Annotated in this window: 27 protein-coding genes; 15 read left to right on the forward strand and 12 right to left on the reverse strand. The window is 67.7% G+C overall.

The window, feature by feature from the left end:
• Positions 1-6: 6 nt before the first annotated feature.
• Both ACH438_RS44575 and ACH438_RS44580 read right to left on the reverse strand, forming a co-directional pair.
• Positions 7-1,254, reverse strand: coding sequence for a sensor histidine kinase (locus ACH438_RS44575; protein WP_397017066.1), 1,248 nt, complete (start codon positions 1,252-1,254; stop codon positions 7-9).
• Between the two features lie 90 nt (positions 1,255-1,344).
• Positions 1,345-2,640, reverse strand: a complete 1,296-nt coding sequence (locus tag ACH438_RS44580; RefSeq protein WP_397017068.1) for an erythromycin esterase family protein — start codon at positions 2,638-2,640, stop codon at positions 1,345-1,347.
• 235 nt (positions 2,641-2,875) lie between these two features.
• Here ACH438_RS44580 and ACH438_RS44585 point away from each other — a divergent pair, with 235 nt between their 5' ends.
• Positions 2,876-3,715 carry a helix-turn-helix transcriptional regulator gene (locus ACH438_RS44585; protein ID WP_397017070.1) on the forward strand — a complete coding sequence of 280 codons (840 nt, stop codon included), beginning with the start codon at positions 2,876-2,878 and terminating at the stop codon, positions 3,713-3,715.
• Positions 3,716-3,780: 65 nt separating this feature from the next.
• Here the strand turns inward: ACH438_RS44585 and ACH438_RS44590 are convergent, their stop codons facing one another.
• From ACH438_RS44590 to ACH438_RS44605, 4 genes are all read right to left on the reverse strand, one after another.
• Positions 3,781-4,767, reverse strand: a complete 987-nt coding sequence (locus tag ACH438_RS44590; RefSeq protein WP_397017072.1) for a pirin family protein — start codon at positions 4,765-4,767, stop codon at positions 3,781-3,783.
• The gene (locus ACH438_RS44595) at positions 4,764-5,078 is read right to left on the reverse strand and encodes a GNAT family N-acetyltransferase (protein WP_397017074.1); all 315 of its coding nucleotides are present in this window, start codon (positions 5,076-5,078) and stop codon (positions 4,764-4,766) included. Before ACH438_RS44595 ends, ACH438_RS44590 begins: the two co-directional genes overlap by 4 nt.
• 3 nt (positions 5,079-5,081) lie before the next feature.
• A complete protein-coding gene (locus ACH438_RS44600) occupies positions 5,082-5,564 on the reverse strand; it encodes a carboxymuconolactone decarboxylase family protein (protein ID WP_397017076.1) in 483 nt (160 codons plus the stop codon).
• A 93-nt stretch (positions 5,565-5,657) separates the two neighbouring features.
• Entirely contained in the window at positions 5,658-6,119 is a 462-nt protein-coding gene (locus ACH438_RS44605) for a MarR family winged helix-turn-helix transcriptional regulator (RefSeq protein ID WP_397017078.1), read from the reverse strand.
• 101 nt (positions 6,120-6,220) lie between these two features.
• On the opposite strand from ACH438_RS44605, the gene ribA reads away from it, so the two are divergent.
• Positions 6,221-6,892, forward strand: a complete 672-nt coding sequence (gene ribA / locus ACH438_RS44610; protein WP_397017080.1) for a GTP cyclohydrolase II — start codon at positions 6,221-6,223, stop codon at positions 6,890-6,892.
• A gap of 127 nt (positions 6,893-7,019) precedes the next feature.
• Here the strand turns inward: ribA and ACH438_RS44615 are convergent, their stop codons facing one another.
• Entirely contained in the window at positions 7,020-8,030 is a 1,011-nt protein-coding gene (locus ACH438_RS44615) for an aldo/keto reductase (RefSeq protein WP_397017082.1), read from the reverse strand.
• A complete protein-coding gene (locus ACH438_RS44620) occupies positions 8,027-8,485 on the reverse strand; it encodes a MerR family transcriptional regulator (protein WP_397017084.1) in 459 nt (152 codons plus the stop codon). The genes ACH438_RS44615 and ACH438_RS44620 overlap by 4 nt, the downstream gene beginning before the upstream one ends.
• A gap of 148 nt (positions 8,486-8,633) precedes the next feature.
• Between ACH438_RS44620 and ACH438_RS44625 the strand changes: the two genes are divergently transcribed.
• Positions 8,634-8,831, forward strand: a complete 198-nt coding sequence (locus tag ACH438_RS44625; RefSeq protein ID WP_397017086.1) for a hypothetical protein — start codon at positions 8,634-8,636, stop codon at positions 8,829-8,831.
• Positions 8,832-8,839: 8 nt separating this feature from the next.
• Here the strand turns inward: ACH438_RS44625 and ACH438_RS44630 are convergent, their stop codons facing one another.
• Positions 8,840-9,331 (reverse strand): SixA phosphatase family protein, encoded by a 492-nt coding sequence (locus ACH438_RS44630; protein WP_397017088.1) that lies wholly within the window; start codon positions 9,329-9,331, stop codon positions 8,840-8,842.
• 183 nt (positions 9,332-9,514) lie between these two features.
• On the opposite strand from ACH438_RS44630, the gene ACH438_RS44635 reads away from it, so the two are divergent.
• Positions 9,515-11,206 carry an FAD-dependent oxidoreductase gene (locus tag ACH438_RS44635; protein ID WP_397017090.1) on the forward strand — a complete coding sequence of 564 codons (1,692 nt, stop codon included), beginning with the start codon at positions 9,515-9,517 and terminating at the stop codon, positions 11,204-11,206.
• A 96-nt stretch (positions 11,207-11,302) separates the two neighbouring features.
• Here the strand turns inward: ACH438_RS44635 and ACH438_RS44640 are convergent, their stop codons facing one another.
• Positions 11,303-11,815 carry a hypothetical protein gene (locus tag ACH438_RS44640; RefSeq protein WP_397017092.1) on the reverse strand — a complete coding sequence of 171 codons (513 nt, stop codon included), beginning with the start codon at positions 11,813-11,815 and terminating at the stop codon, positions 11,303-11,305.
• 20 nt (positions 11,816-11,835) lie between these two features.
• On the reverse strand, positions 11,836-12,609 hold the full coding sequence (locus ACH438_RS44645; RefSeq protein WP_397017094.1) for an acyl-[acyl-carrier-protein] thioesterase: 774 nt from the start codon (positions 12,607-12,609) through the stop codon (positions 11,836-11,838).
• 183 nt (positions 12,610-12,792) lie between these two features.
• Between ACH438_RS44645 and ACH438_RS44650 the strand changes: the two genes are divergently transcribed.
• The 9 genes from ACH438_RS44650 to ACH438_RS44690 all read left to right on the forward strand — a co-directional run bounded on the left by ACH438_RS44650 (position 12,793) and on the right by ACH438_RS44690 (position 22,932).
• A complete protein-coding gene (locus ACH438_RS44650; protein WP_397017096.1) occupies positions 12,793-14,634 on the forward strand; it encodes a protein kinase in 1,842 nt (613 codons plus the stop codon).
• Positions 14,635-14,747: 113 nt separating this feature from the next.
• Positions 14,748-15,722 (forward strand): NADPH:quinone oxidoreductase family protein, encoded by a 975-nt coding sequence (locus tag ACH438_RS44655; protein WP_397017099.1) that lies wholly within the window; start codon positions 14,748-14,750, stop codon positions 15,720-15,722.
• Positions 15,723-15,751: 29 nt separating this feature from the next.
• The gene (locus ACH438_RS44660) at positions 15,752-16,867 is read left to right on the forward strand and encodes a winged helix DNA-binding domain-containing protein (protein WP_397017101.1); all 1,116 of its coding nucleotides are present in this window, start codon (positions 15,752-15,754) and stop codon (positions 16,865-16,867) included.
• Positions 16,868-17,042: 175 nt separating this feature from the next.
• Positions 17,043-18,383: an amidohydrolase family protein gene (locus ACH438_RS44665; RefSeq protein ID WP_397017103.1), complete on the forward strand. Its 1,341-nt coding sequence runs from the start codon at positions 17,043-17,045 to the stop codon at positions 18,381-18,383.
• 94 nt (positions 18,384-18,477) lie between these two features.
• Positions 18,478-19,227, forward strand: a complete 750-nt coding sequence (locus tag ACH438_RS44670; protein WP_397017105.1) for an ABC transporter ATP-binding protein — start codon at positions 18,478-18,480, stop codon at positions 19,225-19,227.
• Positions 19,227-20,069 (forward strand): ABC transporter permease, encoded by an 843-nt coding sequence (locus tag ACH438_RS44675; RefSeq protein WP_397017107.1) that lies wholly within the window; start codon positions 19,227-19,229, stop codon positions 20,067-20,069. Before ACH438_RS44670 ends, ACH438_RS44675 begins: the two co-directional genes overlap by 1 nt.
• A gap of 11 nt (positions 20,070-20,080) precedes the next feature.
• Positions 20,081-21,241 (forward strand): nitrate ABC transporter substrate-binding protein, encoded by a 1,161-nt coding sequence (locus ACH438_RS44680; protein WP_397017109.1) that lies wholly within the window; start codon positions 20,081-20,083, stop codon positions 21,239-21,241.
• 26 nt (positions 21,242-21,267) lie between these two features.
• The gene (locus ACH438_RS44685; protein WP_397017111.1) at positions 21,268-22,260 is read left to right on the forward strand and encodes an isopenicillin N synthase family dioxygenase; all 993 of its coding nucleotides are present in this window, start codon (positions 21,268-21,270) and stop codon (positions 22,258-22,260) included.
• Positions 22,261-22,287: 27 nt separating this feature from the next.
• A complete protein-coding gene (locus tag ACH438_RS44690; RefSeq protein WP_397017113.1) occupies positions 22,288-22,932 on the forward strand; it encodes a GntR family transcriptional regulator in 645 nt (214 codons plus the stop codon).
• A 21-nt stretch (positions 22,933-22,953) separates the two neighbouring features.
• Here the strand turns inward: ACH438_RS44690 and ACH438_RS44695 are convergent, their stop codons facing one another.
• A complete protein-coding gene (locus ACH438_RS44695) occupies positions 22,954-23,472 on the reverse strand; it encodes an Lrp/AsnC family transcriptional regulator (RefSeq protein ID WP_397017116.1) in 519 nt (172 codons plus the stop codon).
• 138 nt (positions 23,473-23,610) lie between these two features.
• On the opposite strand from ACH438_RS44695, the gene hppD reads away from it, so the two are divergent.
• Positions 23,611-24,810, forward strand: a complete 1,200-nt coding sequence (hppD, locus tag ACH438_RS44700; protein ID WP_397017118.1) for a 4-hydroxyphenylpyruvate dioxygenase — start codon at positions 23,611-23,613, stop codon at positions 24,808-24,810.
• Between the two features lie 183 nt (positions 24,811-24,993).
• Positions 24,994-25,524, forward strand: a complete 531-nt coding sequence (locus ACH438_RS44705; protein WP_397017120.1) for a DUF3558 domain-containing protein — start codon at positions 24,994-24,996, stop codon at positions 25,522-25,524.
• The last annotated feature ends 9 nt before the right edge of the window (positions 25,525-25,533 follow it).

The raw sequence follows: 25,533 nt of genomic DNA on the forward strand, positions 1-25,533 counted from the left end.
GCGAGCCTATCCGGGGAACGGGATCTCGGCGGTCAGCACCGTCGGCCCGCCCGCCGGGCTGTGCACGTCGAGCCGGCCGTCCACCCCGGCCAGCCGGTCCGCGAGACCGGCCAGCCCGTGCCCCTTCCCGATGTGCGCGCCACCCACGCCGTAATCGGTGACGCGCAGCCAGAGACCGGTCGCATCGGTGGTGACGCCGACGACGCAACTGTCGGCGCGCGCATGCTTGGCCACATTGGTGAGGGCCTCGCTGACCACGAAATACGCTGCGTTCTCGACGGATTCGGGCAGTCGCCGGCCGTCGGCCAGATCGCATTCGAGCGTGGTGGGCACCGGGCAACGGGCCGCGGCCGCGGTGAGCGCGGCGGGGAGTCCGCGATCGATCAGGATCGGCGGCGCGATACCGCGGGAGACCGCGCGCAGTTCGGTGAGGGCCTCCCGGCTCTGCTCGAGCGCCTCGTCCACCAATGTTCTTGCGGCCTCGGGATTGTCGTTCATGCGGCGGCGTGCCGCCTCGAGGTCCATGGTCAACCGGACGAGACGCTGCTGCGGGCCGTCGTGGATATCGCGTTCCACGCGGCGCAGGGTCTGCGCCTCGGCCTGGACGGCGGCGCTGCGGCTCGCGGTGAGGTGTTCGGTCCGTTCGCGCAGGGCGGCGGTCTCATCGGTGAGCAGCAGGCGGGCGAAACCGGTGTGCAGCGCGGCGAGGGCGCGCAGCACGCGCGGCCCGGTGGCCAGGAAAACCAGTCCCAGCAGGGTATTCGCGAGAATATCGGCGGCCAGGCCGTGCACGCCCACCAGGTCGGAGAGGCCCTTGCTGTCGGGGTACTGGGGAATCGCCCAGCCGTAGAGCGGGTACAGGGTCCCGGCCACCGCGGCGGTCACCCACACCACCGTGATGCTCCAGGTGAACACCGACAGCGGCATGACCAGCACCCCGTGCGCGAGATCGCGCCAGTACTGCCGGTCCTTCAGGATCGTCCAGAGGCGCTGCAGTCCGCGCCCGCTGCCGCCGGTGTACCGCGCGGGCGGCAGCGGATGCCCGGTGACCGCGGCCACCCGGAATCGCTCGATGGCCGCGAACCCCCTGGCCAGGCCCAGCGTGACAACCAGCAGCGGGAGCCCGACCCAGATCACCACCGTGCCGAGGCCGAGCAGCGATCCGCAGATCAGGGGGATGAAACTGGCGAGTCCGACGGCGAGGCCGGGCAGCAGGTAAACGAGGTCGCGCCGCACCTGTACGAAATCGAACATGCCGACAACGATCCAGGTAAGACGTCCGGCGTTCCATCCGGGGGGCCGGACCGCCCGTGGTGGGGTTATCCCTACCCCCGGATGGCCCGGTCACGGCTTGCGCTGCTCGGCCTCGTGCACCTCGCGCAGCTGCACGACGACATCGAAGGAACGGCCGAGGGCGACATTCTCTGGCTCGACGGGAAACTCCGTGCCGATCTGCCGCGTGGGCCGGGCCGCATCCAGCCAGGTGCGCGCCTCGGCCGGCGCGCTGCGCACATCCAGGTAGTAGTCCGGGTACTCGACCTGATTGAGCGTGTACTCGTTGCTGCCGGGCGCCGCGGCGCCCACGGTGAACTTCTTCCATGGACCGCCGAGGGCGGTGTCCTTGGACAGGAACGACCCCCGATCGAAGGTCGACCCGATGGCCACATAGTTCGCGCCCATCGCATCGTGCAGGAACGAGCCCTGCGTCTTCGGATACGTGGCGGGGTCGCCGGCGAGATAACCGGCATGGCCATCGTGCGCCGACAGCATGACCTTGCCGCCGTTGTGCTGCTGCCACCAGATGACGTTCTGCGCCATCACCTGATCGCGGAAGCGTTCGGACGTGGTCAGCGAGGCTTGATCATTCGTGTCGACGGTGAGGAATTCGGTGGTCTGCGCGATGTTCCGGGCATTCTGCTCGGCCCGGTCGAACTCGGCCCCGCCGGACCCCTTCAGGCCGGTGATCAGGTCCGATGCCTGCTGCGCCTGCGCCGCCAGCCGCTGCCGCTCCGCCGCCGGCTTGTCGCTCATATAGGCGATGGCGTCGTCGATCGGCCGCAATCCGGTGTAGAGCTCATCGAGCTTCGCCAGCGCTTCCGGATGGTTCCGCCGCACGTAATCGGTTATCCGGCCGAAGAATTCGTCGTCCAGGGTGGGTGCGCCGATGTCATCGCCGACGAAATGCACGGTGTGCCCAGGATGCCCGCTGTTGTAGTCCCGCATCCATTGGATGAGATCCACGAACTCCTCACGATCCCAAGGTGATCCGGTGAGCGTGTCCTTCGCGATCGTCCGGGCATCACCCTTGCCGGTCTGCAGATAGTCGTCGATCTCCAGTCCCGCCGACCAGCTCAGTTCCAGTGCGAAGGCGGTGAACCCCTTCTCCTCCACCAGATATCGGAGAACCCGCTGCTTCATGGTGAAGAACTCGTGGGAGCCGTGGGTGGCCTCCCCGAATCCGGCCACCGTCGCCTCGCCGACCATATCGCCGAGCGCCCGCAGATCACTCGGGTCCGCCCCGGGGTCGGTCGAGCGCAGTGGATGCGCCGCCTGTTCGAGTGCGTGGACCACCGGGTCCCGCGGCGCGGCCGGCGCCGAATGACAGGCCGTGAGCCCGGCGACCGCGATCACCGCCGCCATTGCCGGCACTCCTCGTCGACTGACCCGTTTCCGGTTCTCGGCCATCGCCGCGTACCCCTCTTCTCGTGTAGCTGCAACCTCGCAAGAAGAGTTGCCCGCCGGAGCCCGTCCGCGCCCTGGCGGTAGCCGCCGACCGCACCCCGGGGACAGCCCTACCGTGGCCGGGCGCTCCCGGTCGGGTGAGGGGGATCGCCGATACCTGGATAGCCGGACGGGGACGGGGGAGAGTGGTGGGGTGAACCGCGAAGAACTGGCAGATTTCCTCCGTCGCCGCCGGGAGGGCCTGCAGCCCGCCGCCGTGGGGCTGTCGCAGGGCGCCCGCCGTCGGACCCCCGGCCTGCGGCGGGACGAGGTGGCCATGCTGGCCGGGATGTCGACCGACTACTACACGCGGCTCGAGCAGGCCCGGGGACCGCGGCCTTCCACCCAGGTGCTGGCGTCGCTGGCCCGGGCCTTGCGATTCACCGACACCGAGCGGGATCACCTGTATCACCTGGCGGGCCAGCAGCCGCCGGCCCGCGGCGGGGATACCCATGTCGGCCCAGCCATTCTGCATGTGCTGACGAAATTGGACGACACCCCCGCGGCGGTCATCTCCGATCTCGGTGAAGTGCTGGTGCAGAACCGGATACACATACTGCTGAGTGGTGATTACTCGCAGGCTCGGGGGCTGGACCGGTGCATTCCGTGGCTGTGGTTCACCCGGCCGGATGGGCGCCGGCGATTTCCGCAGGAGGACTGGGACGGCATGAGCCGCAAGCATGTCGCCGATCTGCGGGCCACGGCCGCGCGGCGGGCAGGGGACGCGGATGTGACGGAACTGGTGGCTCGATTGCGTGCGGAGAGCGCCGAATTCGAGCAATTGTGGAACGAGCACGAGGTCCCGACGGGATACGGTCATGTGAAGCGCATGATTCATCCCGAGGTGGGGATGTTCGAGCTCGTGTGTGAACCGCTGCTGACGCCGAGCGCCACCCGGCAGGTGCTGGTCTATTACCCCGCGCCCGGGACGGATACTCAGGAGAAGCTGGATCTGCTCCGGGTGATCGGAACGCAATCCATGAGCACGCACTGATTGTGCGCCGTAAAGGAATTCGGCCCCGGACCGCTAATTGGTTCGGGGCCGAATTATTCCATTTGTCAGTCGTGCGGTACGCCGCACCGGCGTTTACGCGGTTTCAGATGCAGGCCCGGCAGAGGTGGCGCCGGGATGCGCTGATCCGGAGTATGCCCCGCGATATCGGCGAAACGTTCGATATCGTGGTTCTCCCAGTCGTTCCGGGCCGCCTCGATCTCCTCGTGGCTGCGGGCCACGAAGTTCCACCACATGACCAGGTCCTCGCCGAACGGCTCGCCGCCGACGAGCAGCAGGTGCGCGCCCTGGAAGCTGCTGAGCGGCAGGGTCTTCCGGTCACTGCCCAGATAGAGCAGCTGCCCGGGGCCGGTGGTGACGCCGTCCGCGACGAGTTCGCCTTCGATGACCAGCAGGGCGTGCTCGAACTCCGGATTCAGCGGCAGCGCAACGGAACTCCCCGCCAACACCTGCAGGTCCGCGCCCACGATGGGCGTGTACGCGGTCGCCGGTGAGGTGACCCCGCCGAGCGTGCCGATCAGAACGATGCCTTCCAGGCCCGGCAGGGCGAAGATCGGCAGTTCCCGATGCTGCTCGAAATGCGGTGCGATGAACCGCGACGCGTCCGGCAGCGCGATCCACAATTGCAGGCCCGCGCCCGAGATATGGCCGGGCACACGGTATTCCGAGTGCGCGATACCGCGTCCCGAGGTCATGAGGTTCAACTGTCCCGGCTCGATCTCCACATCGGAGCCGATACTGTCCCGATGCCGGATGCGCCCGTTCAACGGCCAGGTGACCGTCTGCAATCCGATATGCGGATGTGGGTCGATGTCATTGCCCTCGGGCAGAGTGGGGGACCCGGAGCCGAAATTGTCCAGGAAACACCAGGCGCCCACGGTGGGCAGGTCCCGCTGCGGCAGCGTCCGGTGCACGGTCACGCCGCGCACCCCGCCGAGCGGAACCTCCCGGGCGGGAAAGAATTCCGCGCGCGGGCCGGGCCGCCCGGAGGATTCGCACAGCGTTTCCTCGGGTTTCGGCTCCAGGTCACTCATCGTTTTATGCCCTTTCCGACCACGTGTTCATCGTATTCGGGGTTCTTGTCCAGCCAGCTCTTGATGAACGGGCAGCGCGGCACGATGGCGCGACCGCGGGCGATCACATCCTTGACGGCTTCCTGGGCGAGCAGATTGCCGAGCCCCTTACCGCTGTATTCACCGTCCACCTCGGTGTGGATGAAGACGGTGTCCTCGTCGTCGCGTTCGCGGTATTCGCTGAACCCGGCGAGCGAATTCCCGTACCACACCTCGTACCGGTGTTGCGCGTCGTTACGAACGACTGCGGCTGCCACGGCCTGTTCGCTCATTGTTCAGTTCTCCTTCCGCACCCGCACCGGATGTTTGCTCAAGATCGACACGCGATTGAACGCGCCGATCGTGGTAGCAGCCCAGATCAGGACCGATATCTGGTCATCCGACAAATGTTGCCGCGCAGCAGCATACTCATTTTCGAGGATTCCCTCATCCGGCAGCGAGGTCACAGTTTCGGCGAGGATGAGAGCAGCCCGTTCTTGTTCGGAGAACAAGTAGGGGGCTCGTCGCCAAGCGTCCAGAACATCCAGTTGCTGCGCGGTGACTCCGGCCTCGCGCGCGGCCCGCGTATGCAGATCCAGGCAGAAGGGGCAGCCATTGAGCTGCGACACCCGCACATTCACCAGTTCCATCACCGCCCGCCCCAGATCGACTGTGGCCGCGGCATTCCGCACGGCTATCGCGACGGACTCGAGCGCGTGATAGACCCCGGGTGTCTGTTTGTCGATCCAGACCCGGTCATGAGCTACTGACGACTGCATAGTGCCCGCATCGTAAAACGAGAAGTTGAACCGTGCCCTCCGGTTTCCAATTTGCCCGTCGCGAAGCTGGTCACACGCCCAGTGGACTCGGGCTCACTCCGCCGAGGGGCGCAGACGCCGCGTCACCGCGGACAGCCCGTCTGCGATGGCCGAGAGTTGTTCCGGCGTCAGCACATCCACGAAATACTCCCGCACGGCCGCGATATGGCCCGGCGCGGCCTGTTCCAGTTTCCGCACTCCGGCATCGGTGAGGCGGGCCCACACCGCGCGCAGATCGCTGTGACAGGTACGGCGGGTGACCAGGCCGGACTTCTCCAGCTGATCGATCTGATAGGTGAGTTTCGACTTCGAATTGAACAGGGCTGCTGCCAGTTCGCTCATCCGCATCTCCCGGCTCGGAGAGTCGCTCAGCCGGACCAGGATCTCGTATTGCAGATGGGACAGGTCCGCATCGAATTCCAGCTGCTGCCCGATGCGCCGCTCCAGCAGGCTGGCGGCGGCGAGAAAGGCCAGCCAGGCGCGTTGTTCTTCATCGCTCAGCCACCCCGGACCCATAGGGCGAGGTTACCGCCGTTCGGTTGGGGAGGAATAACAACCGGGAGGGGCCGGTTCAAATTTGAACGGAACGACCCTACGCCCTGAGACACAGGAGCAATATGAGTACAGCATCGCGCAGCGATTCGGTGAGGGGCGGTGGCCGGGCGACGGGTGGGCTGACTACGACAGTCGGCGCCACTGTGCGCACCCGCGTGCAGATTCCGCTGGCCTTCGGTGACGGGTACACGACCACCGCCCAGGCCGTCACCTTCGACGGCTTGTCCGACGGTCGCGAACACGTCGCCTTCGTGCTCGGCGAGCCCGCCGGCACCCCGCTCGTGCGCCTGCATTCGGAATGTCTCACCGGCGATGTCTTCGGCTCCGCCCGCTGCGATTGCGGACCCCAGCTGCGCGAAGCCGTGGAACGCATCAGCGACACCGGCGGCGTGCTGCTCTACCTGCGGCAGGAGGGCCGCGACATCGGGCTCTACAACAAGCTCGACGCCTACGCCCTGCAGGATTCCGGCCTCGACACCTACCAGGCCAATACCGAACTCGGCTTCGACGAGGACGCCCGCGACTACACCGCGGCCGCCCAGATGCTGGCCGCCCTCGGCCTCGGCGAAATCGACCTGCTCACCAACAATCCCGACAAGGTGCGGCAGCTGACCGCCCTCGGCGTGACCGTCCGCGACACCCTGCCCACCGGCGTCCACGCCAACGAGAACAACCTCCGCTACCTGCGCGCAAAGGCCGAGCACACCGGCCACACCATCAGCCTCGCCGGCTGAACGGGAGCAATGAGAAGGTCCCCGGCCCTGATGGGCCGGGGACCTTTCGCCGCTCCGTCGACCGGCGCAATCGGGCGGGCGATCCGGCCGGCTCGGGAGTGCCATCCGGATCAGCCGGGCCCGAACGCTATTCGCGCCCTGCGGACGTGAAAGCCATGTCCGCGTAGCGTTCTCCGGTCACCCGGCCCGCGATCGCGTCGAGGGGCGCGAGCTCGTCCGCCGTCAGTTCGACGGTGGCCGCCGCGATATTCTCCGCGACGCGAATCCTGCTGCGCGTCCCCGGGATCGGCACCACCGGCAGCCCGTGCACGCGCCCGCGCGCATGCACCCAGGCCAGCGCCACCTGCGCCTGCGTGAGGCCGCGTGCCGTGCCGATGGTGCGCAGCGGTTCCAGCAGTTCGTCATTGCTCACCGCGTTCTCGCCGGAGAAACGCGGGAAGCGGCGGCGCGTATCGCCTTCCGCCAGTTCGCCCGTCGCGGTGATCGCCCCGGACAGGAACCCGCGGCCCAGCGGCGAATACGGCACGAAGGTCACGCCGAGTTCCGCCGCGGCCGGCACCACCGTGTTCTCCACATCGCGCGAGAACACCGACCATTCCGACTGCACGGCCGCGATCGGATGCACGGCATGCGCGGCCCGCAGTTCCGGACCGGTCACCTCGGACAGCCCCAGCTGCCGCACCTTGCCCTGCGTCACCAGCTCCGCCATGGCGCCGACGGTATCCGCCACCGGGACACCGTCCTGCTTGCGGTGCATGTAGTACAGGTCGATGACATCGATGCCGAGCCGGCGCAGGCTGGCGTCGACCGCCTGCCGGATGTAGGCGGGGGAGTTGTCGATGCCGCGGTAGGCCGGGTCGTCCGCCTTGCGGACCAGGCCGAATTTCGTTGCCAGCACCACGTTCTCACGATGCGCGCGCACGAATTCGCCGACGAATTCCTCATTGTGCCCGCTGCCGTACATGTCCGCGGTGTCGAACAGTGTCACGCCCAGTTCCAGCGCCCGCTCCAGCGTGGCCCGGGCCTCGACCGCATCGGTCGGGCCGTAGAACTCGCTGATGCCCATGGCGCCGTAGCCCTGCGCACCGACCTCCACGCCCGCATTGCCGAGTGCGGTGAGGGGGAGGTTGCCGGTCATGCCTGAATCCTCTCGGTAGCAATACTTTCCACCGCGCTGATCTCGCACTCGCTCGGCCTGCCCTCGTAGATGGCGATCTTCCGGTCGAGTACGGCCACCGTGGCCTGCAGTTCCTCGATCTGGGTGAGCACTTCGGCGCGGGTCTTGCGGAACATGTCCAGCCGCTGCGGGAAGGTGTGTTCTCCCGCCCGCACGAGTTCCGCGTACCGCACCATGTCGGCGACCGACATGCCGGTGCGCCGCAGTTTCCCGATGAGATCCAGCCAGCCCAGGTCGCGGTCGCTGAACCGGCGCTGGCCGGTGTGGTCGCGGCCGACGTAGTCCATCAGGCCGATCCGCTCGTACCAGCGCAGGGTGTCGCGCGTCAGTCCGCATCGTTCGGAGACCTCGCCGATCGAATACCGGGGTCGTTCGAAGTCTTCGCCGTGCGCTACGGGCTCCGGAACTGCGCTCATCGGTCTCGCCCCTTCTCTGTCGAACATCGTCGACGCTAGCCACCTGGAGTGCACTCCAAGCAAGTCCGATTCTGCCGAACCGGGAGAGTCTCGTAAAACCCGGGATTACCCCGATGAAACCCCCGGTCTTCGCGCCTACGCTGGGGTCATGCCAAAAGACATCGATCGGATGCGGGCCAGGTCTGCCCTCGAGACCATCAAGGACCAACCGGTCATCACGGCTATCGCGGCCCTCCCCGTGCTGGTGGTGTTCGGGGTGGTCTGGGCGCTCGCCGGATTCGGCTGGGCGCTGTTGCTGCTGCTGATCGGCGGCGGCGTACTGGCCTGGCGCGTCCTGAAGTCCTGACCCGCCGGTCAGCGGGGCACGTGGAAGCGGACCAGTTCGCCCGTGCCCGGATCCGCGTCGGCCCACGGGCGATCGAATTCGATCACCGCCAGCGCCGACGTGGGGAATTTGCGACTCATCTCCTCGGCCGCGGCCGAGCTCCGGTTGGCCGCCAACTCCCATGCCGTCCACGGCATTCCGGGGGAGTGCCCGACCAGCAGCAGTGTCTGTACCTGCGCGTCGGCGAGCTGCACCATTTCGATCAGGGTGTGCGGTGAGGCCTCGTAGATCGATTTCTCGTACGAGACGGGCGCGGTGATCCCGGTGCGGAACAAGGTTTCCCGCGTGCGTACCGAGGTCGAGCACAGCACCTGATCGATCGGCGGCTGGGTCTCCCGCAGCCAGTCCCCGGCCAGCGCCGCTTCGCGTTCACCGCGGGGCGCCAGCGGCCGGTCGTGGTCCGGCACGCCGTCGGGGTAGCCGGATTTGCCGTGCCGCATCAAGATGAGAGTCCGCACCATGCGCACTACGGTAGGCGGTGTCGATTGGAGACCGCGCTCACACTCGAGGCACACTGAAAGTGGCGTCACACCGCAGTGCCGACAGTTGGTGAACGCCGTTTATATTAGAACGTGTTCTACCGAACCCGCTCGACCCCGGGCGGAGAAGCACCAGCACGCGACAGTTTCGAGGATCAGCGAGATATGGCATATGTGATCACGCAGCGTTGTTGCAACGACGCCAGCTGCGTACCTGAATGTCCGGTCGATTGCATTCGCCCCACCCCCGAGCAACGCGAATTCGCGACCACCGAGATGCTCTACATCGACCCCGACACCTGTATCGACTGCGGTGCCTGTGTCGACGCCTGCCCGGTCGACGCCATCTTCTCCGAGGACGACCTGCTAGCGTCGCTGGCCCGGTTCCGCGACATCAACGCCGCCTACTTCCAGCGGCATCCGCTCGAATCCAACTTCGAGCCGCTCGTCGCGCCCAATCGTGCGCCCAAGGACCTCGGCACGCTGCGCGTCGCCGTCATCGGCGCCGGCCCGGCCGCCTGCTACGCCGCCGAGGAACTGCTGCGCCGCGCCGATGTCGAGGTGGAACTGTTCGACCGGCTGCCCACGCCGTACGGCCTGGTGCGCGCGGGTGTCGCGCCCGATCACCCGGGCACCAAGTCCGTTGCGGGACTGTTCGAATCGGCCTTCCGCCGCGACGCCCTGCAATATCGGCTGAATGTCGAGGTCGGCAAGCATATTTCGCACGACGAACTGCTCGCCCACCATCACGCCGTGCTGTACGCCGTCGGCGCCGCCACCGATCGCAAGCTCGGGGTGCCCGGCGAAGACCTGCCCGGCAGCCACTCCGCCACGGAGTTCGTGGCCTGGTACAACGGGCATCCGGACTTCGCCGACCGCGAATTCGATCTGAGCGGCGAACGGGCCGTCATCGTCGGCAACGGCAATGTCGCGCTCGACGTGGCCCGCGTGCTCACCGTCAACCCGGATGAACTGGCCAAGACGGACATTGCCGATCACGCCCTGGATGCGCTGCGCCGCAGCAATATCCAGGAGGTCGTGGTGCTGGGCCGCCGCGGCCCGCTGCAGGCCGCCTACACCTCGCCGGAATTCCTGGCGCTCGCGCACCTGAAGGGCGTGGACGTCATCATCGATCCCGCCGAACTGACGCTCGATCCGACCTCGCAGGCGGCGCTCGACGATCCCGAAGTGGAACCGTCGCTGCAGCTCAAGTACACCCTCGCGGAGGAATACGCGGCCAAGTCGCCCACTCCGGGGACCGCCACCGCCTCCCCGGGCACCAAGCGAATCGTGTTCCGCTACCTGGTGTCGCCGACCGCCCTCACCGGCGAGGGCAAGGTGCAGGCCCTCGAATACCAGGAGAACGACCTGGTCGAGGAGAACGGCGTGCTCATGGCCCGCGGCTCCGAGCGCACCGGCGTGCTGGAAACCGGACTGGTCCTGCGGTCCATCGGCTACAAGGGTGAACCCGTCGCGGACATCCCGTTCGACGAGTCCCGCGGCGTCATCCCGAACGCCAAGGGCCGCGTCCTCGATGCCGACGGGGCACCCGTTCCCGGCGTCTACGTCTCCGGCTGGATCAAGCGCGGCCCGCGCGGCGTCATCGGCACCAACCGCGTCGACTCCCAGGAAACCGTCGACCAGCTCATCGAGGACTTCGTCGGCGGCAAACTGGCCGCGCCGCAAGGTAACCGCGCCACCCTCACCGCGCTGCTGGCCGAACGGCAGCCCGACCAGATCGGCCGCGACGGCTGGAAGGCCATCGACCAGGCCGAGAAGAACGCCGGCAAGTCCGCCGGCCGGCCCCGGGTGAAGTTCACCAGCCTCGAAGATCTGCTCAAGGCCGCCAAAGGATAGAACAACTCTCGTGACTCTCAGGGGCTCACGCCCCTGAAACCCCCGCGCCTTCGAAAGCGCCGCGGCCCCGCCCTTTCCGGGCGGGGCCGCGTTTCGTCAATGGGGTGTGGTTGCCGTCGGTGGCGGGGGAGGCAGCAAGAGATAGGAAGCCCCGCCGCGCAGGCCGAGGAGCAGGCCGTCCTTGAAGCAGATGTGCGGAACGTCGGTGTCCGGCTGCGGTTCACAGGTCCAGTTGTCGACCTGGACCGCGTCGTCGGTGCGGCTGGCGTTGACGTAGTCGTGGGCGACCGTGACGGCTTCGGTGCAGCCGGCGATGCCGACCTGCCGCCCGTAGGCGATGACGTTGGCGCTCTGGCCGTTGGATCCGGTGATCGGGCCGCAGTCGACATCCGCGGGAGAAGGCGCGGTCGGCATGGGCGGCCGGGTCGGGCTGGGCGGCACCGGCTTCGGGGCCGTGGTGCCGGCCGCGGTGCTGCCGGGTGCGGCGGTGGTGCTTGCCGCTGGTTTGCTGGAAGTGCCGGGTGCGGAACTCGTGGATTGATCACAGGCGGTCAGCGTGACTGCCACCGCGGGTAGTGCAACGAGTAACGCCGAGGAAGAGATCTTCACGGGCGACCTCCTGTCGCGAATCAACCCGGCAGTGGGCCGATCCGCACCGCCGTCGTCGTCAATCCCTCCACCATGAACCACAACCTCAAGACCGGATGCCCGGTACGGTCACCGGATTCGAACCGGCTGCGCACACTGATGTGCTGCCGCGCCCACACCGGCGCGATGTACTCGATCACCGCGCGATGCGGACCCGCCACCAGCTTCGGATAGTCAACCAGATACTGCTCGACCGCCTGCCAATACGCGGCATTGTTGACATGGTTGTACTGATCGATATCCGTGGCACGCACCGGAAATGTCAGATCCACATCGGATTCCGGCGGCGTCGCATCCGTCAGCCACGGCCGCCAGCGCAAACGATGCTCCGCCGTCGTCTTCGACAATTCCGCCAGGCCCTCGTCACTGATCCGGGTCGGCATATTGGTGAACTCGTTGATATTGATCCAGAACCCCTCGGTCTCGATCAATCCGCCGTCCGCACTGGTGATCCGCACCCGCATATTCGTCCACCGCGTCGACATCGCCGAGCACCAGCGCTGCAATTGCACCCGGTCCGGCCAATGGATCGGCCGGATCACATCCACCACGGTCCGCCGCACGATCCACGCCGGATCGGTGCGATGGAAGAATCCGGATTGCATTTCCTCCCAGGCGATGTCCTGCAGATAGCGCGCCACCGCATCGAATCGCAGTCGCTGATAAGGATCCACATCGCCAGCCCGGACGGGCCACGCCGCAGCGAAACCCATGCCCTCCTGGGGAAGCGGGGCGAGTGGCTGATCGAGTGACACTTGTGCTCCTCGCGCTGCACGGTGTGCCGCGTTTCTTCTCAATAAGCGCCTTGTCCGACGCTTGCTGACCGAAGTCCGTGACACGACTCTACGGGGCGGACGCGACCCACTCGCGTCGAGTCGTCTGTACTCCTGCTACGCAGAGCATGACACCGTCCGGACCTACCCCGTAGCCTTGCCTTGTTGCAGATACAACACGGGGAGGCGACGCGGGTGGCCGCAGGTGCGAGGGCCGGTTCGCGGTTCGGGCAGTACGAGTTGCGCAAACTGCTCGGCGTCGGCGGTATGGGCGAGGTGTACGAGGCATATGACACCGGCCGCGACCGGGTGGTGGCGCTCAAACTGCTCGACGAAACCCTCGCCGGGCAGCCCACCTATGTCGAACGTTTCCGCCGCGAATCCCGCACCGCCGCCAAACTGCAGGAACCGCACGTCATCCCGGTGCACGACTGGGGCGAAGTGGACGGCGTCCTCTACATCGACATGCGGCTCGTCCGCGGCCGCGACCTCAAGGCCTACGTCCACGACGAAGGACCGCTGCCGCCCGAGCAGGCCGTCCAGGTGGTGGAACAGATCGCCGCCGCACTCGACGCCGCCCACGACAGCGGCCTCGTGCACCGCGACGTCAAGCCCGCCAATATCCTGCTCACCGGCGAATTATTCGCCTACCTGGTCGATTTCGGCATCGCGCACGCCGAATCCGACGTGCAGCTGACCGGCACCGGCAGCGCCATCGGCTCCTTCGCCTACATGGCGCCCGAACGCTTCGAACACGGCGCCGCCGTCTCCCCGGCCGCCGACGTCTACGCCCTCGCCTGCGTGCTCTACGAATCCCTCACCGGCGGCGTGCCGTTCCCCAGCGACAGCAATTTCGCCACCATCCGCGCGCACATGATGACCCCGCCGCCGCGGCCCAGCACCCAGCCGGGCGTACCCGTCACCCTCGACCAGGTGGTGGCCGCCGGCATGGCCAAGGACCCGGCCCGCCGCTATGCCACCGCGGGGCAGCTCGCCCGCGCCGCCCGCACCGCGCTCACGCTGCCCGGCGAGCCCACTCGCACCTCGGCGCCGCCCGTGGTCACGCATCCGCCCACGTGGCAGCCGTATCCCGATGCGGGACAACAGCACTCACCCGGCGGGTCGATACCTTCCGGCTATGACCAGAGTCGCTTCGACCCCACCATGCATGCCGGGCGCGCGCCGGGCTCGTACGGATCCGGATCGCAGCCGATCCCGGGGCAGGGCTATCCGCCCGCCGCATACGGGGCGGGCGCGCCGGGTGTTTCCTCTGGGCCACAGAGCATTTCGAATGAACAGGGCGTCCCGTCGCGGTACGCGTACCAACCGCAACGGCCGGGCTCGGGGGAGCAGTCGATCCCGCCGCCCGCCGGTTACGGCTATGCGACGGGCGCCCGCCCGCCCGGGAGCTCGGAGTTCTCGCGCCCGCAACCCGTACGCGATCATCCCTCCGCCCCGCTGCCGCTGCCGCCGCGCGAACGCGGTTCACTGCCGTATCTGGTCGGCGCGCTCATCGTCGTGGTGCTGCTGCTGGCGGGTGTGGTCGGGTGGATGATCGTGTCGCACAACGGAAGCGGTGGGACCGTCGGTGGTCCCGGGACCACTCCGCCCAGTGTCACCAGCGGGCCCGGCTATACGACCCCCGCGGTCGTCACCACCACCCTCGCTCCCTACGTCGGCACCGTCGCGGGCACCGATACGCAGGGCTTCACCACCGGCGGGCCGCGCTGCGACGCCGACGATCCGGCCATGGCCGTCGGCCGCAGCACCGCCTCGCGAATCGCCATCTGCCGCACCAGCACCGGCCGCTACTACTACAAGGGCGTGCGCATCAGCGACGGCGCGACCATCTCGATCAACGATCCGGTGCCGGACGGTTCCGGCGGTTACACGGTCACCAATCCCGGCGACGGCACCATGTACCGCATCACCGCGAGCGCCCTGGTGATCACCAGCAACGGTCAGGTTGCCGCCAACGAGCCGATGCAGGAATACGAGCATCGCTGATGGACGGAAAAACGGGCCGGACTGACACCGGAAACCGGGCGACCGGGACAATTCACAGTTCGATGGACTAAGTTCGCTGTATCCGCAGTCGGATGGATCGGAGTTGATCGAGTATGCGAGCAGCAGTGGTGGGCAAGCTGGAAGGCCCGGAAGCCATCGAGGTCCTCGACATCCCCGAACCGGCGGCCTATCCGGGTGGTGTCGTCATCGACGTGCACGCCGCCGGCATCGCCTTCCCGGACGTCCTCATGACGCGCGGGCTCTACCAGATGAAACCGGCGCTGCCCTACGTCGTCGGCTGCGAGATCGCGGGCATCGTGCGCGAGGCGCCCGAAGGCGCCCACGTGCGGGCCGGTGACCGCGTCGTCGCCCTCACCCTGCTCGGCAATGCCGTCGCCGATGTCGCGGTGACACCCGCCGACATGGTCTTCAAACTGCCCGACAACGTCTCACTGGAGGCGGGTGCGGGCGTGCTGTTCAACGACCTCACCGTGCACTTCTGCCTGCGCAACCGCGGCCGCATCGCGGACGGCGAAACCGTGCTCGTGCACGGCGCCGCCGGCGGTATCGGCACCTCCACCCTGCGCATGGCGCAGGCCCTCGGCGCGGGGCGGGTGATCGCCGTCGTCAGCACCGACGAGAAGGCCGAGGTCGCCCGCGCCAACGGCGCCACCGATGTGGTGCTCACCGACGGCTGGCTGGACGCGGTCAAGGAGATCACCGGCGGCCGCGGCGTCGACATCGTGCTCGACCCGGTCGGCGGTGACCGCTTCACCGACAGCGTCCGCTCGCTCGCGGGCGGCGGCCGGTTGCTGGTGGTCGGCTTCACCGCCGGCGACATCCCCACCGTCAAGGTGAACCGCCTGCTGCTCAAGAACGTCGAAGTGGTCGGCGCGGCCTGGGGCGAATGGGTCATGAGCCACCCGGGCTACCTGCAGGAACAGTGGGCCGAAGTGGAACCGCTGCTCGCCAACGGCAAGATCAACCCGCCCGACCCGGCGATCTACACCCTCGCGCACACGGCCGAGGCCGTCTCCGCCCTGGACAAGCGCACCGCCACCGGCAAGGTCGTCGTCACCCTCCGCTGAATGTCGGACGGTTCGGCTACCGTGAGCGAATGGTGAAGCTGTCCAACCGGATTCTGAACCGGACACTGCTCGAGCGCCAGTATCTGCTGGAACGTTCGGCGCTGACGGTTCCGGAGCTCTGCGATCACCTGATCGGGTTGCAGGCGCAGGACATGCTGCCGCCGTTCGTCGCATCCTGGAGCCGCATAAGGGATTTCGACCCGGAGACGGTGTCGAAGGGGCTCGACGATCGCTCCCTGGTGCGAATCACCTTGATGCGCGGCACCATTCACCTGGTCACCCCGCCGGACGCGGTGCGCATCGCACCGCACATCCAGCCGGAACTCGAAAAGATCCCCTTCCGTAAGGGTTTCAACTACGGCGCCATGGTCGGCCTCGACCCGGAGGAAGTCCGCGCGCACGGCGAGGCGGTCCTCGGCGACGAACCCATGCCCGCCGCCGACCTGCGCACCCACGCCGCGGCCCGCTACCCGGACCGCGATCCGGGCGCCGTCCTGCAAACCTGGCTCTACCAGCTCCCCGTCCTGCAGACCCCGCCGCGCGGCCGCTGGGGCGACAGCAGTCGGCCCGTCTGGTCCCGCGTCGAACCCTGGCTCGGCGCACCATTGGATCCCGGCTACCCGCTGGCCGAACTGCTGCTGCGCTACCTGCGCGCCTTCGGCCCCGCCACCACCATGGACATGCAGACCTGGTCCAAACTCACCGGCATCAAGAAGGCCGTCGAAAGCCTCGGCGACCGCATCCGCCTCTACACCGACGACCGCGGCCGCACCCTCTACGACGCCGCCGGCACCGCCCTCGCCGACCCGGACCTGCCCGCCCCCGTGCGCTTCCTCGGCTGGTACGACAATGCCCTGCTCTCACACCAGGACCGCACCCGCATCATCCCCGACGGTTCCGCCCCGCCCCTGCAGGCGTTCGCCGCCCAGGTCTCCTCGATCCTGGTGGACGGCTACCTATCCGGCATCTACAAGATCTTCCCCGAGCGCGACACCGCCCGTCTCCGTATCAGTCCCCACACCACCTGGTCGAAGGCCGAACGCGCCGCGGTCGAAGTGGAAGCCCATGCGCTACTGGGCTTCCTGGAACCGGACCGTACCCCGAGCGTCGAGATCCTCGACGCGGGAGCGAATCTCCGTCCCTGATCGCACTGCGGCGCAGGCGATCCGAGGCGGGGACGGTCCGTCCGATGAGGTTTAACAACCACGCAATACGGTCCGGTTAGGCTCTCCCGCACGGCGCTCACCGGCTGCAACGGGCGTACGGGCACCGTTCGGCACCGAGCGGGCGAACCAGCCGCATTTCCCGGAGGAATGCCGCATGGTGCGCATTACGCCCTTGTCCACCGTCATTCACGACGTCACCGTTTACGCCGCCACACCCACCGGTCCCGCCTGGCTGGCAGGACAGGATGTGGTCGTCGAGGACGGACGCATCACCGCTGTCGGCGCCGGTGCGGGAACGGGTCTCGACCTGCCGCGGGCCGACGGTAGCGGCGGTCATCTGATTCCAGGATTCGTGAACACCCACACGCACCTGCAGCAATCCGTACTGCGCGGGGCGGGGGAGGGACTGCCGCTGCTCGAATGGCTGCACTGCGTCGGCGAATTCACCGTGGCGGCCACACCCGAGCAGACCTATCTCGCCGCGCTGGCCGGTGGGCTCGAACTGCTGCGCAGCGGCGTCACCACGGTGGTGGAGCACATGTGGCCGAATCCTTCGGAAGCCGTGCACGATGCGGCGCTGCGGGCATTGGACGAACTCGGTATCCGCGTGGTGTTCGGGCGCGGCATCGCCGATCGGTCCGACGCCTCCCGGCGCTGGGGGATGGATCCCCGGCTGCTGCAACCACTTCCCGACGTCCTCGCTCATATCGACGATCTCGATGCGCGCCTGGCGGATTCCCGCATCACCACCGCGCTGGCCGTGCCCAACCCGCGCTGCCTCACCCCCGACGGCATGGCCGCCGTGCGCGAATACGCCGGGCGCACCGGCAAAACCATCTCCATCCACCTGTCGGAGACGACCACCGACGATGACATGTGCCGATTGCATGCAGCCTGTTCGGCCGTCGACTACCTGGACCGCGGCGGCCTGCTCGGACCGCGCACACTGGCCGTGCACTGCTGCCACCTCGACGAGCACGGCCGGGAGGTCTTCGCCGAGCGTGGGGTCGCCGTCTCCTACAACCCGCTCAGCAATATGCGGCTGGGCAGCGGTATCGCGCCCATCCCCGAAATGCGGGCCGCCGGAATCGATATCGGCCTCGGCGTGGACGGCGCGGCCAGCAATGACACCCAGGACATGCTGCTGGCCGTGCGCATGGGCGCCTACCTGCAGCGCGCCGCCCATCGGCAGGCCGACCTGCTGGGCTTTCCCGACATGCTGCAGATGGCGACCCGTGGCGCGGCCGGCGCCCTCGGCCTGCCCGCGGGCCCGGCCGGCGTGACCGTCGGGGAGCCGGCCCACCTGGTCCTGCTCCGCTTCGATCGCGACTTCGCCTGCCTGCCGGTGCGCGATCCGGGTGCGGCCCTGTTGACCACCGCATCACCGCGCGTGGTGGACACCGTATGGGTCGACGGTGACGCCGTACTTCGCGACGGCCGCAGCGCCCGCACCGACGAGCGGACGCTCACGAAGCGGCTAGGCGACATGCAGTAGCTGTTAATGATTTCGAAACAGGCCATCGATTGCATGTAATTCAACTCGGCAACACTGATCTAACGCGCACAGTGCACGCAATACAGGAGAGAAGGTGAGTGCGGTGGGTGAGATCTGCTTCGCCGGCGTCGGCAAGCGCTACGACGGCACGGGCACCGGCGAGGTCGTGGCCCTCGCCGATATCGACCTGCGCATCGGCAACGGCGAATTCGTCGCCGTCGTAGGGCCTTCCGGCTGCGGCAAGTCCACCCTGCTCCGCGTCGCAGCCGGATTGGAGCAGGCCACGGCGGGAAGGGTTGTGGTCGAGGCGGATTCGGTCGGCTTCATCTTCCAGGAAGCCACCCTGCTGCCCTGGCGCAAGGTGCAGCGCAATGTCGAACTCAGCGCCGAACTGCGCGGCATCGACCGCCCCACCCGCCGCGCCCGCGCCACCAGCGCCCTGGCGGCGGTCGGCCTGGCCGACTTCGCGACCAAACTGCCGGGTCAGCTCTCGGGCGGCATGCGCATGCGCGTCTCGCTGGCCCGCGCCCTGACCCTGGAACCGCGACTACTACTGCTCGACGAACCCTTCGGCGTGCTCGACGAGATCACCCGGCTGAGCATGCAGGAGGAACTGCTGCGGCTGTACCGAGACAACGCCTTCACCGCCCTGTTCATCACGCACTCGGTCTCCGAAGCGGTCTTCCTGGCCGGACGCGTGGTGGTCATGTCGGCCCGGCCCGGCCGCGTGCACGAGGTCATCGATATCGACCTGCCGTATCCGCGCGGCCGCGAACTGCGCTTCGAACCCGCCTTCACCGCACTGGTGTCCCGCGTGTCCCGATCCCTGAAAGAAGCCTCCTGATGGTCGGTCTCGCCTTACCCGCCGCACCGGTCCGTACCCGCCCGGTCCTGCGTTTCCGGCCGCGGCGCCTGCTCGCGCGGCTGGCCGTCCCGGTCGTCTGCATCGGCCTGGCGCTCGCGGCCTGGTACACCGTCTCCCTGCTACTGCTCGCACCCGACCGGCGGTTCCTGCTGCCGACACCGGACCAGGTGTTCACCCAATCCCTCGGTAATCCTGCCAAATTGGAGGTGATGCTGCGGGCGCTGGCCGTCACCGCGCGGGTGGCCGTCACCGGCCTGGCCGTGGCCGCCGTCCTCGGCATCGCCATCGGGGTGCTGATGAGCCAGGCCAAGGTGGTCGAGCGCGTCGTGTACCCGTACGCGGTGGTGCTGCAAGCCATTCCGGTGCTGGCCGTGGTGCCCCTCATCGGCCTCTGGTTCGGTTACGGCTCGACCGCCCGCACCATCGTGTGCGTGCTCATCGCGGTGCATCCGATCATCGCCATGACCCTGTTCGGCATCCAATCCGTCGACCGCAATCTGCGGGAACTCTTCATCCTGGGCCGCGCGAACCGCTTGCGCCGCTTGATCTCCCTGGAACTACCCGCCGCGCTGCCGTCCATCATGGCCGGGCTGCGCACCGCCGCCGGACTTTCCGTCACCGGCGCCGTCATCGGTGACATGTTCTTCGCCAAGGGGCAGCCAGGTATCGGCACGCTGCTCGACATGTACCGCGCCCGGCTGCAATCCGAGGATCTGCTCGCCGCCCTGGTCCTGGCCGCGCTGTTCGGCGTCGCCGTCTTCGCTGTCTTCACCGCCGCTCAGCGGCTCACCGTCGGCCGCTGGCACCCCTCCGGCCGCTGAAAGAGAGAATCATGCACCCCCGCCTGCGCGGATTCGGCGTGGCCGCCGTCGCCGCACTCACCGTCGCCACCGCCGCCTGCTCGTCCTCCGGTACCACCGATTCCGCCCCGGTCAGCCTGCCCGCCGCGCCTGCCGCCCAGCAGCTTTCGGGCGTCTGCCCCGCTACCGTCGTCGTCCAGCTGCAATGGGAACCCGAAACCGATTCCGGCCCGCTCTTCGGCCTGCTCGGCCCCGGCTACCGCGTCGACGCCGACAATGGCAAGGTCACCGGCCCACTCGTGGCGGACGGCAAGGACACCGGCGTGAAACTGGAGATCCGGGCCGGCGGTCCCGCCATCGGCTTCCAGACCGTCCCTTCCCAGATGTATGTCGACCCCTCGATCACGCTGGGGCTCAGCCATTCCGAACAGGCCGTGGCCGCCGCCGCCAAACAACCCCTGATCGCCGTCACCACTCTGTTGCGAGACAGTCCGCAGATGATCATGTGGGACCCGAAGAGCCATCCCGACTGGCACGGCATCGCCGATATCGGGAAAACCGGTGCACCCGTGGTGGTCTCGCAGGGTCAGCTCTACCCCGACTGGCTGGTTTCCAAGGGGCTACTGAACAGCAAGCAGATCGACACCTCCTACGACAATTCCCCGTCCCGCTTCGTCGCCGATCCCACCCTCGCGCAACAGGGCTTCGCAAACTCCGAGCCCTACGTCTACGAGCACGAGGTGTCGGCCTGGCAGAAACCCGTCGCGTATCAACTATTGCGCGACGTCGGCTACGAGGGTTACGCCCGCACCGTCAACGTGCGCGCCGACAAACTGAACGAGTTGCGACCCTGTCTGCAACGCCTCGTCCCCATGATCCAAAGGGCCACCGCCCAATTCCGCGCCGACCCGACCCACGTGAACGACATCGTGGTCGACGTCGTCGCCAAGACCCCGAAGTTCACGCCCTACAGCGCCGCCCTCGCCGCGTACGGCTCGAAGACCCTCATCGACAAGGGCCTCATCGGCCCCGACACCGACGGCGTGATCGGCAGTTTCGACCTGGCCCGGGTGCAGCGCGTCATCGACGGCTTCGCCCCCATCCTGCGCAAGAGCGGCGCCGCCGTCCCCGACCACCTCGCGGCCCGCGACCTCGTCACCACCGAATTCCTCGACAAGACCGTCACCGGCTGAAAACCCTGACCGCACAAGGAAATCCCATGACCTCCAGCTACGACCTGTCCGAAGTCGCCCGCGAACAGCGCATGGGCGGCCTCGGCTCGGAAACCGACACCCGCGAGATCCGGGTCGTCGACCTCACCGATTTCGACGCCCGCCGCACCGAGATCACCGAGCAACTCTGGACCGCCGCCACCGAGATCGGCTTCTTCCAGCTCTCCGGCCACGGCATCCCGCAGCAGCAGATCGACGACATCTTCGCGCGCACCGGCGGCTTCTTCGCCCTCCCCGAACCCGTCAAAGCGCAGTACCCACTGGTCAAAGCGAACAATGCCGGGTGGGAGAGCCTCACCCAGGTCCGCCCCTCCATCGGCGTCCCGGATCAGAAGGAGTCCTACCAGATCACCCGCCCGCACATGACCGGGCTCTGGCCCGCCGACACCGAACTACCTGGATTCACCGGTGCGATACTCGAATTCGAGCACGCCTGCTGGACCGTCGCCATGCGCGTGCTGTCCTGCTTCGCCGACCGCCTCGGCTTCCCCCGCGAACACTTCACCGCCGCACACGATCCCGCCTCACCCCACTACCAATCCACCCTGCGCCTGCTGCACTACTTCGCCGTCCCGCCCGAACTGCGCGACGTCCCCGGCCGCTGGCGCGCCGGCGCCCACACCGACTTCGACTGCCTCACACTGCTTTTCCAGCGTGACGGCCAGGGCGGCCTGCAAGTCTGCCCCGGCAAGGAGATGGACGACCAGCAATGGACCTCCATCACCCCGTCATCCGCCCTGATCACCTGCAATATCGGTGACATGCTCACGCGCTGGAGCGATGACGCCCTGCCCTCCAACTTCCACCGGGTCCGCGGCCCCGGCCCCGAGGAATATCAGGGCGACCGCTACAGCATCGCCTACTTCGCCCAGGCCGACCGCGACGCCGTCATCCAGGGGCCCGGCGGCGCCTACCCGCCCGTCACCGCCGCCGATTTCCTCACCCAGCGCGTGCAGGCCAACTACCGGCCGCAACGGTAGTTTCGACACCATCGGGAAAGGACACCCATGACGGACGCGGACAGCGAACTGCTCGGCCCCTCGGTACACCGGCAACTGCGGCAGCTCGTGCTGTCCGGTGAACTCGCCCCCGGCGCACCGCTGTCCGTGCTCGCGCTGTCCGCCCGGCTGGGCGTGAGCCGCAGTCCCGTCCGGGAAGCCGTGCAGCAACTCATCTACGAGGGCCTCGCGGTGACCGTCCCGCACGCCGGCGCCCGCGTCGCCGTCGTCGACGACGACCGCATCCGCGAAGTCCTCACCGTGCGCGCCGCCCTCGACGGCCTCGCCGCCGAGGCCGCCGCCACCCGGCTCACCGAATTCGATCTCGGCAAACTCGCGGCCATGCTGTCGGCACAGGAGGAGAACCTGCTCGACAATGCCGACCCGGCCCGCGACACCGAACTCGATCTCGAGTTCCACACCTTCATCCGGGATCGTTCCGGAAACCGCACGCTCACCGAGGAACTCGCGCGCCTCGAGGCCCAGGCCCACCTCTACCGCGGCGACCTCTGGCAGCATCCGCGCAACCGCCGCATCGCACTGCGCGAACACCGCCGCATCCTCGACGCCCTCGAATCCGGCCACGCCGCGGACGCCCGCGACGCCGCCGACGCGCACGTCCGTGGATTGATCACCCGCCTGACCCGAATCTGAAGAGGCTCGGGATAACTCGGCTCAGTGCGTATTCCGGTATGCCGGAGCCTTACTCGAACTCGCCGGCGTCAACGTCCGCAGCAACGGCAGCGCCCGCCGCTCCACCACCGTGGACAGCACCACCACACTGTGCGACCGCACCACCGCACCCGACCGATCGATACTCAGCAGCACCGCCTGCAACCCCGAATGCGAATCCGCTCCTATCCGGCACAGCACATCGCCGGTCCCGGTGGTCGCATAGGCCTCCAGCACGCCCGGAATGTTCTCCAGATCGGCCGCCACCGCGTCCAGCGCGCCCTGCGCGATCTCCAGCGTCACGAACGCCTGCACATCGAAACCCGCTGCGGTGACATCGATCTGGGGATCATAGGAGGAGATCACCCCCGCCTCCTCCATGCGCGCGATGCGCGACTGCACGGTGGCGCGGGCGACCCGCGTGCGCCGTGACAACTCCAGGATTCCGGCCTTCTGATACTCGTGCATGGCAGTCAGGATGGCCAGATCCAGTTCGTCCAGCTTGGCCGGCGTACGCGCCATGGTGGACCTTCCGCTCGGGGACGTTGCTTCTATTCAAATTGTCCAGCACAACGCAGCAAATGATGCCCCAATTCACCAGGGTGTCTACTCGAATTCGGCGATATTGCCCAATTGGAACCATGGCGATTTGCTGAGTTCATGAGCATCGACGTTGCAGCCCAGCACTCCGCCGACCTCCCGGAACCCGATGACCTGCGCCGTCTCGTCGGCCTCGTCGACCACGACGCCGCCGCGGACCCGTTCCCCGTCTCCGGCTGGGACGCCCTGGTCTGGGCCGTCGGCAACGCCACCCAGACCGCCCACTACCTCGAATCCGCCTTCGGCATGCGGCTCGAAGCCTACAGCGGCCCCGAGACCGGCAACCGTGATCACAAGTCCTTCGTACTGCGCAGCGGCGGCGCCCGCTTCGTCGTCCAGGGCGCGGTCGATCCCGCCAGTCCGCTTGTCGCACACCATGATCGGCACGGCGACGGCGTCATCGACATCGCCCTCGAGGTCCCCGACGTGGACCGCTGCATCGACTGGGCGCGCAATCACGGCGCGAAGATCCTCGTCGAACCGCACGACGAGACCGACGAACACGGCACCGTCCGCTCCGCCGCCATCGCCACCTACGGCGAAACCCGGCACACCCTCATCGACCGCTCTCGCTACAACGGCCCCTACCTCCCCGGCTACGTGACCCGCAGCTCCGCCTACGCCCCGCGCGAGGGCGCGCCCAAGCGCATCTTCCAGGCCATCGACCACGTGGTCGGCAATGTGGAACTCGGGCAGATGGACGAGTGGGTCGAGTTCTACCGCCGCGTCATGGGATTCCAGAACATGGCCGAGTTCGTCGGCGACGACATCGCCACCGACTACTCCGCCCTCATGAGCAAGGTCGTCGCCAACGGCAACCACCGCGTCAAGTTCCCGCTCAACGAACCGGCCGTCAGCCGCAAGAAGTCCCAGATCGACGAGTACCTGGAGTTCTACCGCGGCCCCGGCGTCCAGCACATCGCGCTCGCCACCGGCGACATCCTCACCGCCGTGGACACCCTGCGCCGCGAGGGCATCGAATTCCTCGACACCCCGGACAGCTATTACGAGGACCCGGAACTGCGCGCCCGCATCGGCCACGTCCGAGTTCCCGTCGAGGAGCTCAAGTCTCGCGGCATCCTGGTCGACCGTGACGAGGACGGCTATCTGCTGCAGATCTTCTGCAAGCCCGTCACCGACCGCCCCACCGTTTTCTTCGAGCTCATCGAGCGGCACGGCTCACTCGGTTTCGGCAAGGGCAATTTCAAGGCGCTGTTCCAGGCCATCGAGCGCGAACAGGACGCGCGCGGAAACCTCTGAGCTGTATCTTCTGCCCTCCGCTTCGCTCCGGGCGGGTTCGCGGCCCTGAAGTCTCGATTCTTCCCTCCCTCCGCTCCTCCGCTGCGCTCCCCCGCTCCACTCAGTCCAGAATCGAGACGGCCGCGAACCTTTGGGGGATTGTTGAATCAGGCTTGCCTGGGCGGTGCACAGTATTGTCGGGGCATGCGGATCACGTCGGCGATCGTTGCGGGGCTCAGCCTCGTAGTGCTGCTGTCTGCGTGCGGGGGGAAGAGCGATTCGGGTGGCAACGGCCCGGTGCAGGCCCCGCCGAAGGTGGCGACCCTGGGCCCTTTCGTCGGTGAGTGCGGACACCTCACCGACGACGAGGTGGCGAAGCTGGGCGCGCTCGGCGCGGTCACCCAGGTGTACAAGAACTCGGTGGGCTGCAACTGGCAGGCCGGCGGCCTCGGCGGCGCCAGCGTCACCTTCGCGTCCTACCGCGGCAGCCCCATCGACCGCGAGAAGGCCTGGGTGTCCAGCGTCGGCCGCGCCCCCGACACCATCGACGTGAAGGGCAAGCCCGGCTTCCAGGCCCTGGATCCCGGCAACAGCATCTGCGACCTCGCCGTACAGCTGGACGACGACTTCTTCGAATGGTCCATCTCCTACGGCCTCTTCGGCGGCAGCAATCTCGGCAACCCCTGCGACCGCGTCCGGCAGATGGCCGAACTGACCGTGCAGCGGCTCGGATGAAGGGGACGG

Origin of the sequence: Nocardia sp. NPDC020380 (assembly GCF_044386975.1) — a bacterium.
Taxonomy (GTDB): Bacteria; Actinomycetota; Actinomycetes; order Mycobacteriales; family Mycobacteriaceae; genus Nocardia.

Bases quoted from the DNA above. Each gene is read 5' to 3' on its own strand.
- ACH438_RS44580 (WP_397017068.1), bottom strand. From the start codon at position 2,640: ATGGCGGCGGTGATCGCGGTCGCCGGGCTCACGGCCTGTCATTCGGCG.
- ACH438_RS44590 (WP_397017072.1), bottom strand. From the start codon at position 4,767: ATGAGTGACCTGGAGCCGAAACCCGAGGAAACGCTGTGCGAATCCTCC.
- ACH438_RS44575 (WP_397017066.1), bottom strand. From the start codon at position 1,254: ATGTTCGATTTCGTACAGGTGCGGCGCGACCTCGTTTACCTGCTGCCC.
- ACH438_RS44625 (WP_397017086.1), top strand. From the start codon at position 8,634: ATGCCAAAAGACATCGATCGGATGCGGGCCAGGTCTGCCCTCGAGACC.
- ACH438_RS44630 (WP_397017088.1), bottom strand. From the start codon at position 9,331: ATGGTGCGGACTCTCATCTTGATGCGGCACGGCAAATCCGGCTACCCC.
- ribA (WP_397017080.1), top strand. From the start codon at position 6,221: ATGAGTACAGCATCGCGCAGCGATTCGGTGAGGGGCGGTGGCCGGGCG.
- ACH438_RS44660 (WP_397017101.1), top strand. From the start codon at position 15,752: ATGGTGAAGCTGTCCAACCGGATTCTGAACCGGACACTGCTCGAGCGC.
- ACH438_RS44665 (WP_397017103.1), top strand. From the start codon at position 17,043: ATGGTGCGCATTACGCCCTTGTCCACCGTCATTCACGACGTCACCGTT.
- ACH438_RS44615 (WP_397017082.1), bottom strand. From the start codon at position 8,030: ATGACCGGCAACCTCCCCCTCACCGCACTCGGCAATGCGGGCGTGGAG.
- ACH438_RS44600 (WP_397017076.1), bottom strand. From the start codon at position 5,564: ATGCAGTCGTCAGTAGCTCATGACCGGGTCTGGATCGACAAACAGACA.
- ACH438_RS44680 (WP_397017109.1), top strand. From the start codon at position 20,081: ATGCACCCCCGCCTGCGCGGATTCGGCGTGGCCGCCGTCGCCGCACTC.
- ACH438_RS44635 (WP_397017090.1), top strand. From the start codon at position 9,515: ATGGCATATGTGATCACGCAGCGTTGTTGCAACGACGCCAGCTGCGTA.
- ACH438_RS44620 (WP_397017084.1), bottom strand. From the start codon at position 8,485: ATGAGCGCAGTTCCGGAGCCCGTAGCGCACGGCGAAGACTTCGAACGA.
- ACH438_RS44690 (WP_397017113.1), top strand. From the start codon at position 22,288: ATGACGGACGCGGACAGCGAACTGCTCGGCCCCTCGGTACACCGGCAA.
- ACH438_RS44605 (WP_397017078.1), bottom strand. From the start codon at position 6,119: ATGGGTCCGGGGTGGCTGAGCGATGAAGAACAACGCGCCTGGCTGGCC.
- ACH438_RS44685 (WP_397017111.1), top strand. From the start codon at position 21,268: ATGACCTCCAGCTACGACCTGTCCGAAGTCGCCCGCGAACAGCGCATG.
- ACH438_RS44595 (WP_397017074.1), bottom strand. From the start codon at position 5,078: ATGAGCGAACAGGCCGTGGCAGCCGCAGTCGTTCGTAACGACGCGCAA.
- ACH438_RS44695 (WP_397017116.1), bottom strand. From the start codon at position 23,472: ATGGCGCGTACGCCGGCCAAGCTGGACGAACTGGATCTGGCCATCCTG.
- ACH438_RS44705 (WP_397017120.1), top strand. From the start codon at position 24,994: ATGCGGATCACGTCGGCGATCGTTGCGGGGCTCAGCCTCGTAGTGCTG.
- ACH438_RS44655 (WP_397017099.1), top strand. From the start codon at position 14,748: ATGCGAGCAGCAGTGGTGGGCAAGCTGGAAGGCCCGGAAGCCATCGAG.
- hppD (WP_397017118.1), top strand. From the start codon at position 23,611: ATGAGCATCGACGTTGCAGCCCAGCACTCCGCCGACCTCCCGGAACCC.
- ACH438_RS44675 (WP_397017107.1), top strand. From the start codon at position 19,227: ATGGTCGGTCTCGCCTTACCCGCCGCACCGGTCCGTACCCGCCCGGTC.